The sequence below is a fragment of the Streptomyces sp. NPDC044571 genome, from assembly GCF_040647115.1.
GTDB lineage: Bacteria > Actinomycetota > Actinomycetes > Streptomycetales > Streptomycetaceae > Streptomyces.
In genome coordinates, this window is record NZ_JBEZBN010000052.1 from 26,715 (window position 1) to 43,680 (window position 16,966).

At 71.1% G+C, this 16,966-nt stretch carries 17 protein-coding genes and 1 riboswitch; of the genes, 5 read left to right on the top strand and 12 right to left on the bottom strand.

Annotated elements, in window-relative coordinates; translation table 11 throughout:
* Nucleotides 1-22 precede the first annotated feature (22 nt).
* Nucleotides 23-451, top strand: a complete 429-nt coding sequence (locus AB0B01_RS24465) for an SRPBCC family protein (RefSeq protein ID WP_361722901.1) — start codon at nt 23-25, stop codon at nt 449-451.
* 85 nt (nt 452-536) lie between these two features.
* Here AB0B01_RS24465 and AB0B01_RS24470 read toward each other — a convergent pair whose 3' ends face one another.
* Entirely contained in the window at nt 537-1,157 is a 621-nt protein-coding gene (locus AB0B01_RS24470; protein WP_361722904.1) for a PadR family transcriptional regulator, read from the bottom strand.
* Nucleotides 1,158-1,358: 201 nt separating this feature from the next.
* On the opposite strand from AB0B01_RS24470, the gene AB0B01_RS24475 reads away from it, so the two are divergent.
* Complete coding sequence (locus AB0B01_RS24475) at nt 1,359-2,177, top strand: PhzF family phenazine biosynthesis isomerase (RefSeq protein WP_361722907.1); 819 nt, start codon at nt 1,359-1,361, stop codon at nt 2,175-2,177.
* 16 nt (nt 2,178-2,193) lie between these two features.
* Here the strand turns inward: AB0B01_RS24475 and AB0B01_RS24480 are convergent, their stop codons facing one another.
* Nucleotides 2,194-3,012 carry a type II CAAX endopeptidase family protein gene (locus AB0B01_RS24480; protein WP_361722910.1) on the bottom strand — a complete coding sequence of 273 codons (819 nt, stop codon included), beginning with the start codon at nt 3,010-3,012 and terminating at the stop codon, nt 2,194-2,196.
* 75 nt (nt 3,013-3,087) lie between these two features.
* Nucleotides 3,088-4,623: a glutamate-cysteine ligase family protein gene (locus AB0B01_RS24485; RefSeq protein ID WP_361722913.1), complete on the bottom strand. Its 1,536-nt coding sequence runs from the start codon at nt 4,621-4,623 to the stop codon at nt 3,088-3,090.
* A 494-nt stretch (nt 4,624-5,117) separates the two neighbouring features.
* On the opposite strand from AB0B01_RS24485, the gene AB0B01_RS24490 reads away from it, so the two are divergent.
* Entirely contained in the window at nt 5,118-5,738 is a 621-nt protein-coding gene (locus AB0B01_RS24490; protein ID WP_361722916.1) for a hypothetical protein, read from the top strand.
* A 279-nt stretch (nt 5,739-6,017) separates the two neighbouring features.
* Entirely contained in the window at nt 6,018-6,224 is a 207-nt protein-coding gene (locus AB0B01_RS24495) for a DUF5999 family protein (protein ID WP_356852505.1), read from the top strand.
* A 171-nt stretch (nt 6,225-6,395) separates the two neighbouring features.
* On the opposite strand, the gene gcvP is transcribed toward AB0B01_RS24495, so the two are convergent.
* Nucleotides 6,396-9,281, bottom strand: a complete 2,886-nt coding sequence (gene gcvP, locus AB0B01_RS24500; protein WP_361722920.1) for an aminomethyl-transferring glycine dehydrogenase — start codon at nt 9,279-9,281, stop codon at nt 6,396-6,398.
* A 199-nt stretch (nt 9,282-9,480) separates the two neighbouring features.
* Nucleotides 9,481-9,579, bottom strand: a riboswitch (glycine riboswitch).
* Nucleotides 9,580-9,692: 113 nt separating this feature from the next.
* On the opposite strand from gcvP, the gene AB0B01_RS24505 reads away from it, so the two are divergent.
* Nucleotides 9,693-10,097, top strand: a complete 405-nt coding sequence (locus tag AB0B01_RS24505; RefSeq protein WP_361722923.1) for a PRC-barrel domain-containing protein — start codon at nt 9,693-9,695, stop codon at nt 10,095-10,097.
* Here AB0B01_RS24505 and AB0B01_RS24510 read toward each other — a convergent pair.
* The 8 genes from AB0B01_RS24510 to AB0B01_RS24545 form a co-directional block, all read right to left on the bottom strand.
* On the bottom strand, nt 10,094-11,500 hold the full coding sequence (locus AB0B01_RS24510; RefSeq protein WP_361722926.1) for a DNA polymerase IV: 1,407 nt from the start codon (nt 11,498-11,500) through the stop codon (nt 10,094-10,096). The two genes, AB0B01_RS24505 and AB0B01_RS24510, sit on opposite strands and share 4 nt — an antisense overlap.
* A gap of 79 nt (nt 11,501-11,579) precedes the next feature.
* Complete coding sequence (locus tag AB0B01_RS24515; protein WP_361722929.1) at nt 11,580-12,218, bottom strand: MerR family transcriptional regulator; 639 nt, start codon at nt 12,216-12,218, stop codon at nt 11,580-11,582.
* A gap of 189 nt (nt 12,219-12,407) precedes the next feature.
* A complete protein-coding gene (locus tag AB0B01_RS24520) occupies nt 12,408-12,881 on the bottom strand; it encodes a bifunctional nuclease family protein (protein WP_030009777.1) in 474 nt (157 codons plus the stop codon).
* A gap of 52 nt (nt 12,882-12,933) precedes the next feature.
* A complete protein-coding gene (locus AB0B01_RS24525; protein WP_361722933.1) occupies nt 12,934-13,698 on the bottom strand; it encodes a MerR family transcriptional regulator in 765 nt (254 codons plus the stop codon).
* 68 nt (nt 13,699-13,766) lie between these two features.
* Complete coding sequence (locus AB0B01_RS24530; protein ID WP_361722949.1) at nt 13,767-14,708, bottom strand: FHA domain-containing protein; 942 nt, start codon at nt 14,706-14,708, stop codon at nt 13,767-13,769.
* Between the two features lie 82 nt (nt 14,709-14,790).
* On the bottom strand, nt 14,791-15,600 hold the full coding sequence (locus AB0B01_RS24535; RefSeq protein WP_361722936.1) for a DUF881 domain-containing protein: 810 nt from the start codon (nt 15,598-15,600) through the stop codon (nt 14,791-14,793).
* A 5-nt stretch (nt 15,601-15,605) separates the two neighbouring features.
* Nucleotides 15,606-15,938, bottom strand: a complete 333-nt coding sequence (locus AB0B01_RS24540) for a small basic family protein (RefSeq protein WP_030158423.1) — start codon at nt 15,936-15,938, stop codon at nt 15,606-15,608.
* Nucleotides 15,935-16,840, bottom strand: coding sequence for a DUF881 domain-containing protein (locus AB0B01_RS24545; protein WP_361722940.1), 906 nt, complete (start codon nt 16,838-16,840; stop codon nt 15,935-15,937). The genes AB0B01_RS24540 and AB0B01_RS24545 overlap by 4 nt, the downstream gene beginning before the upstream one ends.
* Between the last annotated feature and the right edge of the window lie 126 nt (nt 16,841-16,966).

The window sequence follows — 16,966 nt, forward strand, 5'->3', positions numbered from 1 at the left end:
CCCGACGAGAAGGGGTGGTCGCATGGCTGAAGTCACCGCGGAATCACGCATCGAGGCGCCCGCCGCGAAGATCTGGGCCCAGCTGACGGACTGGGCGGCGTACGGACAGTGGAGCATGACCCACACCAGCTTCCCGAACGGCGGCCCCGAGACCCTCGCGGTCGGCGCCACCTTCGCGGAGAACATGAAGATGATGGGCTTCCCGGCCGAGGTCGTCTGGACCGTGTCGGAGCTGGAGGACGAGCGGCTCTTCGCCATCACGGGCAAGGGCCCGATGGGCGTGGCCGTCCTCACCCGCTACACCCTGGTTCCCGACGGCGCCGCCACCACCGTGCGCATCGACGGGGAGTTCACCGGGGCGGCCGTCTCCCTGATGGCGGGCAAGCTCAAGGACTCGGCCACCGCCGCACTGAACGAGTCGCTGCGCAAGCTGGCCGGCCTGGTCGCCTGACCCCTCCGAGCGCGTCCGTACGTACGCCGGCGTGCCCCGCGGGATGACTCGCGGGGCGCGCTGCGACGCGGTGGGAGCGGCCGGCTCAGTGCTCGTCGGCCAGGATCAGGTAGAGCTTCTTGCGGGCGTCGTTGATGACGGCGAGGGCCTTCTCGCGCTGCTCGGGCGAGCCGGTCTTGAAGACCTGCCCGAAGGCCTCCATCAGGCCGAACCCGGCCGTCCGGATCTCGTGCATCGCCTCGAAGTCGAAGCCGCGGCCGGCCTCGGCCCACGGGGCACCGGAGCCCGACTCGGCCTCCGTGCGGCCCGCGTCCGTGAGCGTGAACAGCTTCTTGCCGCCCTCGCTCTCGCTGGTGATCAGACCCTCGTCCTCCAGCAGCTGGAGGGTGGGGTACACCGAGCCGGGGCTGGGCTTCCAGGCCCCGCCACTGCGTTCGCCGATCTCCTGGATCATCTCGTAGCCGTGCATCGGGCGGTCCTTGAGCAGCGCCAGGATCGAGGCGCGCACATCGCCTCGCCGGGCCCGGCCGCGCGGTCCGCCGCGTCCGCCCCGCCCGCCGAAGGGTCCGCCTCCGAAGGGCGGCCCGAAGGGGCCGAAGGCGGCACGCAGCCCCCTGAACTCCTCCCGACGATCGGGCCCGCAGTGGCCGTGGCCCCGTCCGTGCTCATGTCCGTGGCCGTGTCCGTGCTGTCCGTGTGAACGCATGACTGCGCTCCTTTCGCCTGTGTCGTCTCGTCTGTGGTGGTCGTCGCCCCGGCGGTCGCCGTTGCGATGCCTCAACTATCGTTGATCCATCGCGATGCGTCAACGATATATCGGAAACTCGTACCGAACACAGGGCTGACCAGGCCAGTCCTCACGCATTGGCCTTTGTCGACAATCACAACCGGCCCCTACGGTCGGGGCATGCGCCTCCGAATCGTCGACGCCTTCACCGACCGCCCCTTCGGCGGCAACCCCGCCGGAGTCCTCCTCCTCGACGGCGCGTTCCCGCCGGACGCCTGGCTGCGACAGGTCGCAGCCGAGGTCAACCTCTCCGAGACGGCCTTCGCGCTTCCCCTGCCGGCCGGCGAGGACGCCGACTGGGCGCTGCGCTGGTTCACCCCGACCGCCGAGGTCGACATGTGCGGCCACGCGACCCTCGCCACCGCCCACGTCCTCACGGCCGCCGGCCTGGCCCGGGGCCTCATCCGGTTCAGGGCGCGGTGCGGCATCCTCACGGCGGAGGCCGCCGCGGACGGCACGATCACCCTGGACTTCCCGACGTCCTCCCTGACGCCGGTGGCGACGGTCCCTGCGGTGCAGCACGCCCTGGGCGCCGACATCGTGTCCGTCCACGACACCTCGGCGCACATCGGCGACCTGGTGGTCGAGCTGGCGGACGAGCGGACCGTACGGGAGCTGCGCCCCGACTTCGCCGCCCTGCGCGGCTACGCCCGGCGCGGGGTGATCGTCACGGCGGCCGCCGAGGACCCCTCCCGCGGGTACGACTTCGTCTCCCGCGGCTTCTTCCCGGCCCTCGGGATCGACGAGGACCCGGTCACCGGCAGCGCCCACACGGCGCTCGCCCCGTTCTGGGCTGCCCGCCTGGGCCGTACCGGGCTGACGGGCCTGCAGGGCGGGGACCGTACGGGCCTGGTCCGGGTCACCCTGTCCGGCGAGCGCACCCTGCTGACCGGCCACGCGGTCACGGTCGTCGACGGGGAACTCCTGGCGCGTCCCTGAGCCGGACGGCCCGCCTCTAGGGGGTCGGGAGCCAGCCCACCTTGCCCGCGAGCAGCGCGTACCCGCCGAAGGCCACGATGTCGAGCAGGGCGTGCGCGACGACGAGGGGTCCGACCCGGCCCCAGCGGCGGTAGGCCAGCACGAAGACGACGCCCATCACCACGTTGCCCAGGAACCCTCCGATCCCCTGGTAGAGGTGGTAGGAGCCGCGCAGCACCGAGCTGGCCACCAGCGCTCCCGTCGGCGACCAGCCCAGCTGGTCGAGCCGGCGCAGCAGGTAGGCCAGCACGATGACCTCCTCCACCACGGAGTTCTGCACCGCGGAGAGGACCAGTACGGGGAACTTCCACCACACGTCGGGCAGCGCCTCCGGCACCACCGTCAGGTTGAAGCCGCCCGCCCGCGCCGCCAGGTAGAAGGCCAGCCCCGCGCTGCCGATCCCGGCCGCGACCACGGCGCCCCGGCCCAGGTCCCAGGCCCGCCGGGTCCGGTCGAGGCCGAGGACCCGCAGGCCCGGCGCCCCCTCCCGGGTCAGCAGGTGGGCGACCAGCAGCACCGGAACCAGCGCGGTGGCGATCCCGAACAGCTGCCAGGCCAGGTCCAGCCAGGGCCGGCCCGGGGCGTACGAACCGTTCAGCGTGGCGGCCTGGTCCTTGAGGCCGCCGGGCTTGGTCAGCGAGCCGGTGAAGCTGATCAGCGCGGAGACGGCGCTCGCGCCCAGCGACAGCGCCAGCACGAGCAGCGTCTCGGCGCGCAGTACCCCTCGCCCGCTGCCTGGCGCCGCCTCGACCACCGGCTCCGGCTCAGCCCGCACGTCCGCCTCCCGTCCCGCCATCCCGTTCCGACCACCCCATACTGCCTCTTCACCGGGGGAACGGGATCACGGGCCTCGCGCGCCGGGCGGCCCGGCTCAGCGCCGGAGCGGCAGCGGGGCGTCCACCTCCTCCTCCACCAGCCCGACGGGCCAGGTGTGCACCGGTTCGCCCCGGTGGCTGAGCTCGCTGTAGCGGCGGGTGATCGCGGCCAGCGCGGCGTCCCGCTCCATCCCTGACGCGAGCGCCCGGTGATAGGTGTCCACCTGCCAGGTCGCCCCGTTCACCCGCCGCTGGCAGCGCTCCTCGATGATGCCGAGGTAGCGGTCCCGGTCGGCGGGCTCGATGCCCCAGGCGTCCAGCCCGGCCGCCGCCATCGGCAGCAGCTCGTCCAGGACGAGGCGTACGGCGGACACGCCGGCCAGCCCGCCGCCCCGGCCGCGGCGCGGCCACCTCAGCCGCGCGTCGATCCCGTACCGGCACGCCGCGTCGAAGTTGGCCTCCGCCTCGGCGAACGGCAGCCGGGTCCACACCGGCCGCGGCTCGTCGGCGAGGGTGCGGACGAGCCCGTAGTAGAACGCGGCGTTCGCCACCACGTCGGCGACGGTCGGCCCCGCCGGCAGCACCCGGTTCTCCACCCGCAGGTGCGGCACCCCGTCGGCGACCCCGTACACGGGCCGGTTCCAGCGGTAGACGGTGCCGTTGTGCAGGACCAGCTCCTGCAGGCTCGGCACCCCGCCCTCCGCCAGGACGCGCAGCGGCTCCTCCTCGTCGCAGATCGGCAGGAGCGCGGGGAAGTAGCGGACGTTCTCCGCGAAGAGCTCGTACGCCGACTCCACCCAGCGCTCACCGAACCAGGTCCGCGGCCGCACCCCCTGCGCCTGCAGTTCCGGCGGGCGGGTGTCGGTGGCCTGGGTGAACAGCGGCGGCCGCGACTCCCGCCAGAGCTCGCGCCCGAACAGGAACGGCGAATTGGCGCCGACGGCTATCTGCACGGCGGTCACCGCCTGCGCCGCGTTCCACACGTCGGCGAAGCGGCCCGGTGTCACCTGCAGGTGCAGTTGTACGGAGGTGCACGCGGCCTCGGGGACGATCGAGCCGGTGCTCCACGTCAGCCGCTCGACGCCGTCGATGTCCAGCCGGAAGTCCTCGCCGCGCATCATCAGGATCTGCTCGTTCAGCAGCGAGTAGCGGTCCACCGCCGACAGGTTGGCGGTGACGAGGTCGGAGCGGGTGATCGTCGGCAGGATGCCGATCATCACCACTCCGGCGTCGATGTCCGCGGCCTGCCGGTGAGCATAGGCGAGCCCCGTGCTCAGCTCCTCGGCGAGCTGGTCGAATACGCGGCCGCCGAGCCGGTGCGGAAGTACGTTTACCTCCAGGTTGAACATTCCGAGTTCGGTTTGGAAATCAGTGCTCGCAATCCTCTCCAGCACCTGCGCATTCACCATGCGCGGCAACCCGTCGGCGCCCGCGAGATTCAGCTCGATCTCCAACCCCATCATGTTCTTGGGTCGATCGAACCTCTTCTCTGCCAGAAGCCGCTCCAGCCCCTCCAGGCACTCGTGGAGCTTCCTGCGGTACCGATGCCGATCGGACAGGTCGAATCCGCCCGCCACGACCTTCTCCCCCATCGAAGCGTCCCCTCCTCAAGTGGCCTGGCCCCGCACACCCAGGCCCGCGTGTACGGTCGATGATGCCCCGCGGTCGTGATCCATAACGCCGGGGCGGCGTGCGTGGCGGGGAGCGTGCGCCGGTTTGGCCGACGGGCGCTATGGCACATTCACCTGGCATGCCGTCGACTGCAAATTCCGCGTCGGTTTTGCCGGTTCCGGATTATGGGCGCTTTCCAGCCGAGCCCCTTTCCGGTAGCCTCCGAGGTCAGCGCGACTTGTTCGCGGCTATCCGACATGAAAGCCATCGCAGCGGGACCGGTAAGCGCCTTGTCCGCAATAGGTGGGACAGCTAGCCGAAACACTGGGTGAACACATGTCGTATAAACTCCGCAAACGAGGCAGAGAGTTGGCGCGCGGCCATTGCCCCTCAGCCCCCCTCTGGCCCCAGAATGCGACAGCGCCGTCCGCACCTGCCCCGTTCCACAGGTCTCCCAAGTGAGAGGCGACCCACCATGCCGCTGCATGTCCCTCCGGCTCCCGCGCCCGCCCTGCGCAGCGTCCTCGCGGCACTCGGTTCCCCCACCGCCGTGCACGAGGCGCACACCCCGTCCCTGCGCGCGCTGCAGGGGCCGCTGACCGCCGAACTGCCCTTGCCGGTCCACGTCCTCGACCGGCTGAACATCTCCCAGCTCGCTGCGGGAGGCCGCCCGCCCCGCACCCGGCTGACCGGCTGGCGGTTCCTGATCCGCAGCGGCGACCGCTACGTCGCCGCCGCGGACACCCGGCTGACGCCGGACGGGTGGGCCTTCTCCCATTTCTTCGAGGGCCCCTATGTGGCAGCCACCGAACGCGCCCTGCGCCAGGCGGAGTCGCTCGGCAAGAGCTACCAGCCGCGGCTGCTGTCCGTACCCGAGCTGTACATGCTGACCCTGTGGCTGCACGGGGCGGTGGGCGCGGACGCCTCCGCCGGCCTGCCGGCCGCCGCGGATCTGCTGGTGCCGCTGGCGCCGGCGCCGCCCGGCATCGCCGCGTACCGGCCGCATCCCGTGTCCGAACTGCTGCCGGTGCTGACCCACCGGCTGACTCCGCCCGCCCCGCCGCTCCCGCCGTCGGTGGCCGCACCGGCCGCCTGAGCAGGCCTGATACGGGCACTGACCCGAACGACCCATTCGGTCTAGCCCACTCGGGCCACCTGCGAACCACCCGAAATGACAGGGGAGTTGACCTGAACCGCCCGCACGAGTGATGCGTCATCAATCTATGAGGACAGCTGCCGGGAAATCCCTGCGGACTCCGGTCCGGAGGGCAACACTGGGATCCTGACCAAACCAAGACGTTGAAAACGGGGGGCGGCCATGAACAAGGCATCGAGCCGCAGCACACAGACCACACCGCAGCGAAAGAACGCATCCATGTGCCAGCACCAGCCAGCATGCCCGTCAGCCGACTCCGCCGACCGGGAGGCCGCCAAGCCGGTGGCAAACCACCCGGAGCAGGGCTGGAGCCTGCTGTGCAACGGTGTCCTGCTCTTCGAGGACACCGGTGAGCTGCTGCCGGACGGCCAGATCATCGCACCGCACCGTCCGCTCGCGGCGGCGCACGTGGTGAAGGCGGCCTGATCGGCGACCGCACGCAAGAGCACCACGCAACCGCACGGAACCGCAGGGAACAGCACGGAACCGAGAAGGGGCCGGCCCGGGATTCATCATCCCGGACCGGCCCCTTCTTCATACGGTCATGTCATACGAATATGTCAGGTCGCCGTACGGCAACCCGCTCCGGCATGCCGCTCAGTTGTCGTACTCGTCCAGCGGCGGGCAGGAGCAGACCAGGTTGCGGTCGCCGAAGGCACCGTCGATACGGCGCACCGGCGGCCAGTACTTCTCCGCGGCCGTGACCCCGCCGGGGAAGACGGCCTCGTCACGGGTGTACGGGTGCTTCCACTCCCCGCCCAGCGCGGCCGCCGTGTGGGGGGCGTTCGCCAGCGGGTTGTCGTCCACCGGCCACTCGCCGCCCGCGACCCGCTCGATCTCGCCGCGGATCGCGATCATCGCGTCGCAGAAGCGGTCGATCTCGGTGAGGTCCTCCGACTCGGTCGGCTCGATCATCAGCGTGCCGGCCACCGGGAAGGACATGGTCGGCGCGTGGAAGCCGTAGTCGATCAGACGCTTGGCGATGTCGTCCACGCTCACGCCCGTCGCCTTCGACAGCGGGCGCAGGTCGATGATGCACTCGTGCGCGACCAGGTTGCCCGGGCCGGTGTAGAGCACCGGGTAGTGCGGCTCCAGGCGCTTGGCGATGTAGTTCGCGCCGAGCACCGCCACCTGCGTGGCGCGCTTGAGGCCCTCGCCGCCCATGAGGCGCACGTACGACCAGGAGATCGGCAGGATGCCGGCCGAACCCCACGGCGCGGCCGAGATCGGGCCCACGCCCGTCTCGGGACCGGCCGTCGGCTGCAGCGGGTGGTTCGGCAGGTACGGGGCCAGGTGCGCCCGGACACCGACCGGGCCGACGCCCGGACCGCCGCCGCCGTGCGGGATGCAGAAGGTCTTGTGCAGGTTCAGGTGCGAGACGTCGCCGCCGAAGTGACCCGGCTTGGCCAGGCCCACCAGGGCGTTGAGGTTGGCGCCGTCCACGTAGACCTGGCCGCCGGCCTCGTGCACCTGGGCGCAGATGTCGGCGACGTGCTCCTCGAACACGCCGTGCGTCGAGGGGTACGTGATCATCAGCACCGCGAGCTCGTCGCGGTACTGCTCGATCTTGGCGCGCAGGTCGTCGGTGTCGACCTCGCCGTCGTCGGCGGTCTTCACCACGACCACCTTCATGCCGGCCATCACGGCGCTGGCGGCGTTGGTGCCGTGCGCGGAGGACGGGATGAGGCAGACGGTGCGCTGCTCGTCGCCGTTCGCCCGGTGGTAGGCGCGCACGGCCAGCAGACCGGCGAGCTCGCCCTGGGAGCCGGCGTTCGGCTGGATGGAGACCTTGTCGTAGCCCGTGACCTCGCAGAGACGTTCCTCCAGCTCGGTGATGAGCGTGAGGTACCCCTCGGCCTGGTCGACCGGGGCGAACGGGTGCAGCTGGCCGAACTCGGGCCAGGTGACCGGCTCCATCTCGGTGGTCGCGTTGAGCTTCATGGTGCAGGAGCCCAGCGGGATCATGCCGCGGTCCAGCGCGTAGTCCTTGTCCGCGAGCTTGCGCAGGTAGCGCAGCATCGCGGTCTCGGAGCGGTGCTGGTGGAAGACCGGGTGCGCGAGGTAGTCGTCGGAGCGCAGCAGGCCCTCGGGCAGCGCGTCGGCGGTGGTCCCGTCCAGGGCCTCGATGTCGGCGCTGACGCCGAAGGCGGCCCAGACGGCCTCGATGTCGGCGCGCAGCGTCGTCTCGTCGCAGGACAGGGAGACGTGGTCGGCGTCGACCTGGAAGAGGTTGACCCCGCCCTCGCGGGCGGCGGCGACGACCTCGGCGGCCTTGCCGGGAACCCGCGCGGTGAGGGTGTCGAAGTACGAGCCGTGGACGATCTCGACCCCGCCGGCCGTCAGACCGGCCGCGAGCAGCGCCGCGTAGCGGTGGGTGCGGCGGGCGATCGTCCGCAGACCGTCCGGGCCGTGGTAGACGGCGTACATGCCGGCCATGACGGCGAGCAGCACCTGCGCGGTACAGATGTTGCTGGTGGCCTTCTCACGGCGGATGTGCTGCTCACGGGTCTGCAGCGCCAGCCGGTAGGCCTTGTTGCCGTCCGCGTCCACGGACACGCCGACGAGGCGGCCCGGCAGCGAGCGGGCGTGCTTGTCCTGGACGGCCATGTAGCCGGCGTGCGGGCCGCCGAAGCCCATCGGGACGCCGAAGCGCTGGGTCGTGCCCACGGCGATGTCCGCGCCCAGCGAGCCCGGGGAGGCCAGCAGGGTGAGGGCGAGCAGGTCGGCGGAGACGGCGACGATCGCGCCGAGCTCGTGCGCCTGGTCGATGACCGGCTTGATCTCGCGTACGGCACCGGAGGCGCCCGGGTACTGGAGCAGCACACCGAAGACGCCGCGCTCGGCGACCTCAGCCGGGATGCCGGCGGACAGGTCGGCGACGACGACCTCGATGCCGATCGGCTCGGCGCGGGTCTCGATCACGGCGATGGTCTGCGGCAGCGCGTCGGCGTCGACGAGGAAGACGTTGCCCTTGGCCTTGCCCACGCGGCGGGCCAGGGTCATGGCCTCGGCGGCGGCCGTGCCCTCGTCGAGCAGGGAGGCGCCGGAGGTCGGCAGGCCGGTCAGGTCGGCGACGACGGTCTGGAAGTTGAGCAGCGCCTCCAGGCGGCCCTGCGAGATCTCCGGCTGGTAGGGCGTGTACGCCGTGTACCAGGCCGGGTTCTCCATGACGTTGCGCAGGATCACCGGCGGCGTGAAGGTCCCGTAGTAGCCGAGACCGATCATGGAGGTCAGAACCTGGTTGCGGTCGGCGAGCCGACGCAGCTCGGCCAGCACCTCGGCCTCGGTCCGTGCCCCGGGCAGATCGAGCGCCTCGGCGCTCTTGATCACGTCCGGCACGGCGGCGGCGGTCAGGTCGTCCAGCGAGCCGTAGCCCACGTGGGCGAGCATCTTGGCCTGCGCCTCGGCGTCCGGGCCGATGTGGCGCTGCTCGAAGGGGATGCCTCGCTCCAGCTGGGAGAGCGGAATGCGGTTGGCGGTCATGTACGGAGGCCTCCTGGGTCGTACGACCTGCGAGGGGCACCACGGCGCGGGCACCCGGACGGCCTCCCCCTCTGTCATCTCAACCTGAGAGCTTCACCGGGCCCTGCGGGATGTCTTCCGCACGATCCGGCTTTCACCGTCGGTGAGGAGGGGAACCGGCACTGCGCGCCCGGTACCCGCCCCTGCTTTCCAGAGTGGCCTCGTCCGTGCGGTACGTATGCCTGAGAGATTCCGGGGAGGATTTGCTCCTTCGGCGCCTCCGTCGAACTCACTCGGAGGACTCTCCCGCACAGGGTCAACAGCCGGTACCCAGCCTACCAGCGAGGTTCCGGGACCTCTTTCGAGTGGCCCCCTCCCCGGAAATGCACTTTTGTAGTCATTACGGAGCAGTTGCGATCACATGGAGGTACCGTGCAGACCGACATCGATCCGCGCAGCCTGATCGGCCGCAAGGCGTTCGACCGCAACGGCACCAAGATCGGAACCATCGACGAGGTCTACCTCGACGATGCCACAGGCGTGCCGGAATGGGCGGCCGTACGCACAGGGCTCTTCAGCCGCGACGCCTTCGTGCCCCTGGAACCGAGCGAGTTGGTCGGCGACGGCCTCCGGGTCCCCTTCGAACGCTCCCTGATCAGGGACGCCCCGGACTTCGGCGTCGGCCGCCACCTCTCCCCCGAGCAGGAACTCCAGCTGTACCACCACTACGGCCTGGACGTCTCCCTCCCCTCCGACTTCCGTCCCGCGCCGCAGGACCCCGGGGCCGAGAACCGCGATTTCGGGCGGCTCGCCGGCGACGAGAACCACCCCGGCTAGCCGGCCGCCCCGCCCACCAGCGGCAGCGGATCGGTCGGTTCCAGCTCGGGATCGTCCACCCGGAACGTGCGCACCCGCCCCGGCGGCGATCCCGGCTGCTCGAACCGCACGGTCACCCGGCCGACCCCGCTGCCCTGCACCCAGCCCGGTCCGTAGACCGCATGCCGCACATCGCTTCCGGCCGCCCAGTGCCGCTGCCGGGCGGGCCCGGTGCCGGGCTCCGCGGGCGGCTCCGCCGCCTCCCGGTCACCCTCGGACCCCCCGGGACCACCGGACTCGGCGGCGGCATCCGGCTCGCCGGTGCCCGCAGCGCCCGGCTCCGGCCCGGCCGCCAGCGACTGCGCGAACAGGTCCTCCTGCGTGTAGTCCGCCAGCCCGCTCACCCCCACCCCCAGCAGCCGCACCCCGCCCGTGGTGTCCACGCCCTCCAGCAGCCGCCCCGCCGCCTCCCGCACCACCGCCGGATCATCGGTGGGCCCCCGCAGCGTCTCGGAGCGCGTCAGCGTCGAGAAGTCGTAGCGCCGGACCTTCAGCACGATCGTGCGCCCCGAGTGCCCGGACGCCCGCAGCCGCTGCACGCACCGTTCGGCGAGGCGCTGCACCTCGCCCCGGATCCGCACCCGGTCGTGCAGGTCGACGTCGAAGGTGTCCTCCACCGACACGGACTTCGCGTCGCGCTCCGCGACCACCGGCCGGTCGTCCAGCCCCAGCGCCATCCGGTACAGGCCCACCCCGTGCGAACGCCCGACCATCCGGACCAGCTCGTCCTCACCGGCCTCCGCCAGCTCCCCCACGGTGGTGATCCCGGCCCGCCGCAGGTGCTCCCCGGTGGCCGGCCCCACTCCGGGCAGGGTCCGTACCGACATCGGCGCGAGCAGCTCCCGCTCCGTGCCGACCTCGATCAGCAGCAGGCCGTCGGGCTTGGCCTCTTCGGAGGCCACCTTGGCCAGCATCTTCGAGCCGGCGAGCCCCACGGAGGCGCTCAGCCCGGTCGCGGCCAGGATCTCGGCCCGCAGCCGCTCACCGGCCGCACGGGCGCTCACCGCGTCGAAGGCGGCGCCGCCCGCCTCCAGGTCCACGAAGGCCTCGTCCAGGCTCAGCGGCTCCACCAGCGGCGACAGCTGCCGCAGCAGGGCCATGACCACATCGCTGACCGCCCGGTACAGGGTGAAGCGCGGGATCAGGTAGGCCCCGTTCGGACACAACCTCCTGGCCTGGGCCATCGGCATCGCCGAGTGCACCCCGAAGCGCCTGGCCTCGTACGAGGCGGTGGCGACGACCCCGCGCGGCCCCAGCCCGCCGACGATCACGGCCTTCCCGCGCAGGCTCGGCTTCGACGCCTGCTCCACGGAGGCGTAGAAGGCGTCCATGTCCAGGTGGAGGATGGTCGGCGCGGATCTCACAGCACCGATGCTGCCTCACACCACTGACAATGCGGGAGTCCGTACGGGTGCGGGCCGGCCGGCGTCGGCCGGACGCCGGTTAGCCGGCCCGGTTGCGCCGCGCTGCCAGCTCGTCGGTCGGGTTGTGTCCGACGACCGTCTCGCCGGTGTCGACCCGCTCCCCGTGGAGCTGCGACAGCGCCTTCTCCACGTCGCGCCAGACCACCCCCACGGCGATGCCGAAGATGCCCTGGCCGCCCTCCAGCAGGCTCACCACCTGGTCCGGTGAGGTGCACTCGTACACGGTGGCGCCGTCGCTCATCAGCGTCATGCGCTCCAGGTCCGAGAAACCCCGGTCGCGCAGGTGCTGCACGGCGGTGCGGATGTTCTGCAGCGCCACCCCGGTGTCCAGGAAGCGCTTGACGATCTTGAGGACGACGACGTCGCGGAAGCTGTAGAGGCGCTGGGTGCCGGAGCCGAACGCGGGGCGCACCGTGGGCTCCACCAGCCCGGTGCGCGCCCAGTAGTCCAGCTGCCGGTACGTGATGCCCGCCGCGGCACATGCCGTCGGTCCGCGGTAGCCGACCTGCTCGGGTGCCGGATCGCCACCCGCCGGACCGGCCGGGGCCGCCTCCGGCTGACGGCGCGCGGGTTTGGCCGCACTGCCGTGGAGCGGGTACGGCCCACTGTCACTCCGTGCGGGGATGCCCCCGGTCGTACCGTCGCCCGTGACTCTCACGCCGACCCTCCGTCCTTGACCTGCCCCCTCGAAGGTAGGCAGTCACCAGGGGTGCGTCAACGATCGCCACACTCGGCACGCCGAGTGATAATCACCCTGAGAGTGGTTTCCCGTGCCCCGTACCGGGGAAAGGCTACTCGAATGGGCTGCAGCGCTTCGGGGCGACCGCCGGACGGCACGGCCGAGGTTCTACTGCGGGCCGGTTCCGAAGTCCTCGGGGGAGATCTGGTCGAGGAACTCGCGGAACTTCTCCACCTCGTCCTCCTGCTCGTCGGGAATCGCGATACCGGCGTCGTCCAGCACGCCGTCGCTGCCGTAGATCGGCGTTCCCGTGCGCAGGGCCAACGCTATGGCATCCGAAGGCCGCGCGCTCACCTCCACCCCACTGGCGAAGACCAGCTCCGCGTAGAAGACGCCCTCCCGCAGGTCCGTGATCCGGACCTCGGTGAGCTCCTCGCCGATCGCCTCCAGCACGTCCTTGAAAAGGTCGTGCGTCAGCGGCCGGGCAGGGGCCATGCCCTGCTGCGCGAAGGCAATGGCGGTCGCCTCCCCAGGTCCGATCCAGATGGGGAGGTACCGGTCGCCTCCCACTTCACGCAGGAGCACGATCGGTTGGTTGGAGGGCATTTCCACCCGGACACCCACAACGTCGAGCTCGTTCACACAGCAACCCTAGGACCTGCCCGGCAGGTTTGGGTAGTCGGGCCCTCGCCGCTCAGCGCAGACGGACCCCGAGAGCGGTCTCCACGAGGGCCTCGTGCAGCCGTACGGAGAGCCCCGCGAGCTCCTTCATGGTGGCCTCGGCATGGGCCCGGGTCTGCGGATTGCGGTGCCGCCGCAGCGGCGCCACGACCTGCTCCACCAGGCCCGCCTCCCGGTCCGCGGCGGCCTTCATCGCCCTCAGGTGCCGGGGTTCCAGCCCGAACCGGCCCAGATCGGCCACCAGGCGGGCCACCGTGACCGTCTCGCCGTCGAATCCGCCGCCGGGATCCTCCGCGATCAGCCCGTACGACTCCCACTCGGCCAGCTGCGCCTCGTCCACCTCGGCCGCGGCGATCAGCTCCGCCCGGCCCACCCGGGCCACGGCGGGCCGTTCCCGGGCCGCCTCCGGGTATCCCGCGGAGGCCGCCGACGGGTCGGCTGCGTCCCCGTGCGCCGTGGGCGCCGGGATGCGGATCTGCTCACCGCGGTCGAGCGCGTCCAGCTGCTCGCGGATCACCTTCAACGGCAGGTAGTGGTCGCGCTGCAGCCGCAGGATGCGGGCGAGGCGCTCCACGTCCTCCGTGCTGAACTTGCGATATCCCGAAGGCGTGCGCCGCGGCTCGACGAGCCCCTCCGCCTCCAGGAAACGAATCTTCGAAATCGTGACTTCGGGGAACTCGTCGCGCAGCATCGTGAGCACCGTGCCGATGCTCACCAGCCGCCCGGCCGAGCCGGCGGTGCCGTTCTTCTCGGCACCGCCGGTCGTGGTACGCAGCATGGGACCTTCCCTGGTGGGTCCCCCCTGGGACACCTCCCGGCATGCCGGGGGCGGGGTCTGGGGGAGGGTCAGATACCCCGCAGACTCGCGTAGAAGACCAGTCGGTACTTGCCGATCTGCACCTCGTCGCCGTTGTGCAGGGCGACGGAGTCGATCGGCTCGCGGTTCACGTACGTGCCGTTGAGGCTGCCGACGTCGGAGACGGTGAAACCGCCGTCCTGGCTCCTGCGGAACTCGACATGCCGCCGGGAGACGGTGACGTCGTCCAGGAAGATGTCGCTCTGCGGGTGCCGGCCCGCCGTGGTCAGCTCACCGTCCAGCAGGAAGCGGCTGCCGGAGTTGGGACCGCGCCGCACGATCAGCAGGGCGGAACCCGGGGGCAGTGCCTCCACCGCGGCCTGGGCCTCGGGGGACAGGGAGGACGACACGTGCTGTCCCGACGCCTCGGCCTCGTAGGCCTCAAGGCCCGAGATCGAGATCGTGGACGTGGTCTCCGAGGCACGCTCCGGCGTCAGGCCCGCCCGCAGCGGCGCCCCGCAGTTCGAGCAGAACCGGCTCGCCGCATCGCTGCGGTGCCCACACCTGCTGCACACCTGCTCGGCCGACATGGACGGCTCCTCGCGCCGCGGCTGCCCCGCGGAGGCATTGGTGGCGTACGGGTCGGGGGCAAACCCTCCACCCGTGGTTGAGGTCGATGGTTCACCGAAACCTATGCGGCCGGAACCGGCAGGGTCAACAGCCGACCCACCCTGCGCACCCGGAACATCACCCGGGCCGGCGACCTCGTCCCGGAAGAGCGGCCGGTCGCCCTGCCCTTCCACCTCCCCCTGCCCCGCACGGTGCCTGGCCGCACCGCTTTCCTCACGGCTCTTCTTGCCGAACAACTTCTCAAACAACTTCACGGGCGATTCCCCTTGACCGAAACAGACCCGCCCGTGGGGCAGGACGAACTCCGAATGCACACACCTGCCGACCCGGACATTCTCACAACGTCCGTAACCACCAGACAGTTTCCACCACGCACCGCGACTTCGGCGCGTCGACCCCCCGCAGGCACCCGCCCGCGTGGGCCCATCCGCTCTCCGTCCCGCATCACGACGATGACGACCGAGCGTAGTCAGGCTGCTTCGCAGGCCGCAAGGCATCCACAACGATCTTCGCCGACCGTGTGACGGCGACGGTGGCCTGCTCCTTCTCCAGCGTCTGCACGACACCTCCCGGGATGTTCAGCGCCGGCTCCAGATCCTGCGGCTTGCCGATCACCCTGAACTCGTAGGGTTGTGTGATCTTCTTACCGTCGATGCCGATGCCGCCGCCCTCGTCCGAGAAATACGAGCCCGCCACGATGCGCACCCCGTTGACCTGGATCGCCTCGGCCCCGGCCGCCCGCAGCTCCTGGAGCGTGTCCAGCAACTGGTCGGACTGCACCTGGTTCCCGGGATCGGTGATCCGCAGCGTGATGCCGGGCCCCTGCGCAGCCACCGTACCGGCCAGGATGCCGAGTTGGCGCTCCTTCTCCACGGTCTGCCTGCGCGCCTCCTCGGCCTGGTTCGAGCTGCTCTCCAGCTCCCTGCGCTGATCCTCCAACCGCTGCTTCTCGTCCTCCAGACGCTTCGTCCGCCCGTCCAGCTCGTCCAGGATCCGTACGAGGTCCTCCTGGCGGGCCCCCCGCAGGGAGCTGTTGTCACTGTTGGACCGCACCTGGATGGCCAGCCCCAGACCGAGGACGAACAGCAGCAACGCGACGATCAGTTGGGCCCGGCTCACCCGCGGCGGCCACAGACCCGCCGCCAGCCGCTGCCGACCTGTCTGCGGAGGCTCGGCGACCTGCGACGCCTTCCCCTCTTCCAGAGGCTGCTCGGGGACGTTCGGTTCCTCGGGCGGGGTGTCATTCGTACTCATCGGCCTCACGCCCGGAACACGTGCCGGCGGATGGCCGCGGCGTTGGAGAAGATGCGGATGCCCAGGACGACGACCACACCGGTCGACAGCTGGGAGCCCACGCCCAGCTTGTCACCGAGGAAGACGATCAGCGCGGCCACCACCACGTTCGACAGGAACGACACCACGAAGACCTTGTCCACGAAGATGCCGTCCAGCATCGCGCGCAGACCGCCGAACACCGCGTCCAGCGCCGCCACCACGGCGATCGGCAGATAAGGCTCCACCACGGCCGGCACCTCGGGCCGGACGAGAAGTCCGACCACCACTCCGGCCACGAGGCCCAGTACCGCGATCACGATGCACCCTTCTTCGGCTCTTCTGCTGTAGCTGTACGTACGGTCAGGCTCGACGCGGCAGGCAGCCGCACCTCGTCCACGGCGGACAGCGTGTAACGAATCCCGTAGCTCTCCTGCAGCACGTGCAGGTACTGGCCGTCCGCCGAGTCCTGGAACGCGGTCCCCAGCCGCTTCTTGTCCCCCACCGCCAGCACCTCGTACGGCGGGACCAACGGCCGGTTGTCGACCAGTATCGCGTCACCCGCGGCGCGGATCGCCGACAGTGCCGTCAGCCGTTGTCCGTTGATCGAGATCGCCTCCGCCCCGGACTGCCACAGCCCGTTGACGATCTTCTGCATGTCCCGGTCCCGGAGCCGGCCGGTGTCGGAGAAGCCGGCGTTCTCCCGCGGCTTGCCCCCGCCGCCCGTGGAGGAGCCCTTGGCGTCGTCCACCACCAGCTTGACCCCCGGACCCCGTACCTCCGTGGCACCCGACAACAGCGCCACCAGCTGCCCCTGGTCGCCGCCGTGCTGTTTGAGCGCCTCGCGCTGGCGGCTCGCGACGTTCTCCCGCAGCCGCTCGATGTCCTGCTCCAGGCCGTCCGCGTGCTCGTCGGCCCGCTGCACCCGGTCGATCAGCTCCTGGCGCTCCTTGGCCAGCACGGGCGCAGCCACGCGCGCCTGGGCGGCACCGAGCGTGACCACCATGGCCGCGAGGACGAGGCCGGCGGCGAGCGCCAGCCTGGCCTTGAGGGTCCGCGGCAGTCCCGCCGTGCCCTCGGCCTCCCGCCGGGCCGACGCCTCCGCATAGCCCTCGTCGAGACTGTGGTCCATTACATGCGTCAGCAGCGACATGGACGCGTCCGGGCGCGCGGGCGGCGAGACCGAACCCCGGTGGTTGAACGGCTGCGACATGCCGCTCATCGTCGCATGACGCCCCCGCCCCGACCGAATGCACCCGTCCGGCGGGCCGGGAGCCACGGCCGCCTTCGTGTCGGCGGTGAAGCAGAACTGGACGGGGGCCGCGGCTCCCGGCGTACGGCTGCTGCC

Bases quoted from the DNA above. Each gene is read 5' to 3' on its own strand.
- AB0B01_RS24465 (WP_361722901.1), top strand. From the start codon at position 23: ATGGCTGAAGTCACCGCGGAATCACGCATCGAGGCGCCCGCCGCGAAG.
- AB0B01_RS24470 (WP_361722904.1), bottom strand. From the start codon at position 1,157: ATGCGTTCACACGGACAGCACGGACACGGCCACGGACATGAGCACGGA.
- AB0B01_RS24475 (WP_361722907.1), top strand. From the start codon at position 1,359: ATGCGCCTCCGAATCGTCGACGCCTTCACCGACCGCCCCTTCGGCGGC.
- AB0B01_RS24480 (WP_361722910.1), bottom strand. From the start codon at position 3,012: ATGGCGGGACGGGAGGCGGACGTGCGGGCTGAGCCGGAGCCGGTGGTC.
- AB0B01_RS24485 (WP_361722913.1), bottom strand. From the start codon at position 4,623: ATGGGGGAGAAGGTCGTGGCGGGCGGATTCGACCTGTCCGATCGGCAT.
- AB0B01_RS24490 (WP_361722916.1), top strand. From the start codon at position 5,118: ATGCCGCTGCATGTCCCTCCGGCTCCCGCGCCCGCCCTGCGCAGCGTC.
- AB0B01_RS24495 (WP_356852505.1), top strand. From the start codon at position 6,018: ATGTGCCAGCACCAGCCAGCATGCCCGTCAGCCGACTCCGCCGACCGG.
- gcvP (WP_361722920.1), bottom strand. From the start codon at position 9,281: ATGACCGCCAACCGCATTCCGCTCTCCCAGCTGGAGCGAGGCATCCCC.
- AB0B01_RS24525 (WP_361722933.1), bottom strand. From the start codon at position 13,698: ATGCTGCGTACCACGACCGGCGGTGCCGAGAAGAACGGCACCGCCGGC.
- AB0B01_RS24535 (WP_361722936.1), bottom strand. From the start codon at position 15,600: ATGAGTACGAATGACACCCCGCCCGAGGAACCGAACGTCCCCGAGCAG.
- AB0B01_RS24545 (WP_361722940.1), bottom strand. From the start codon at position 16,840: ATGAGCGGCATGTCGCAGCCGTTCAACCACCGGGGTTCGGTCTCGCCG.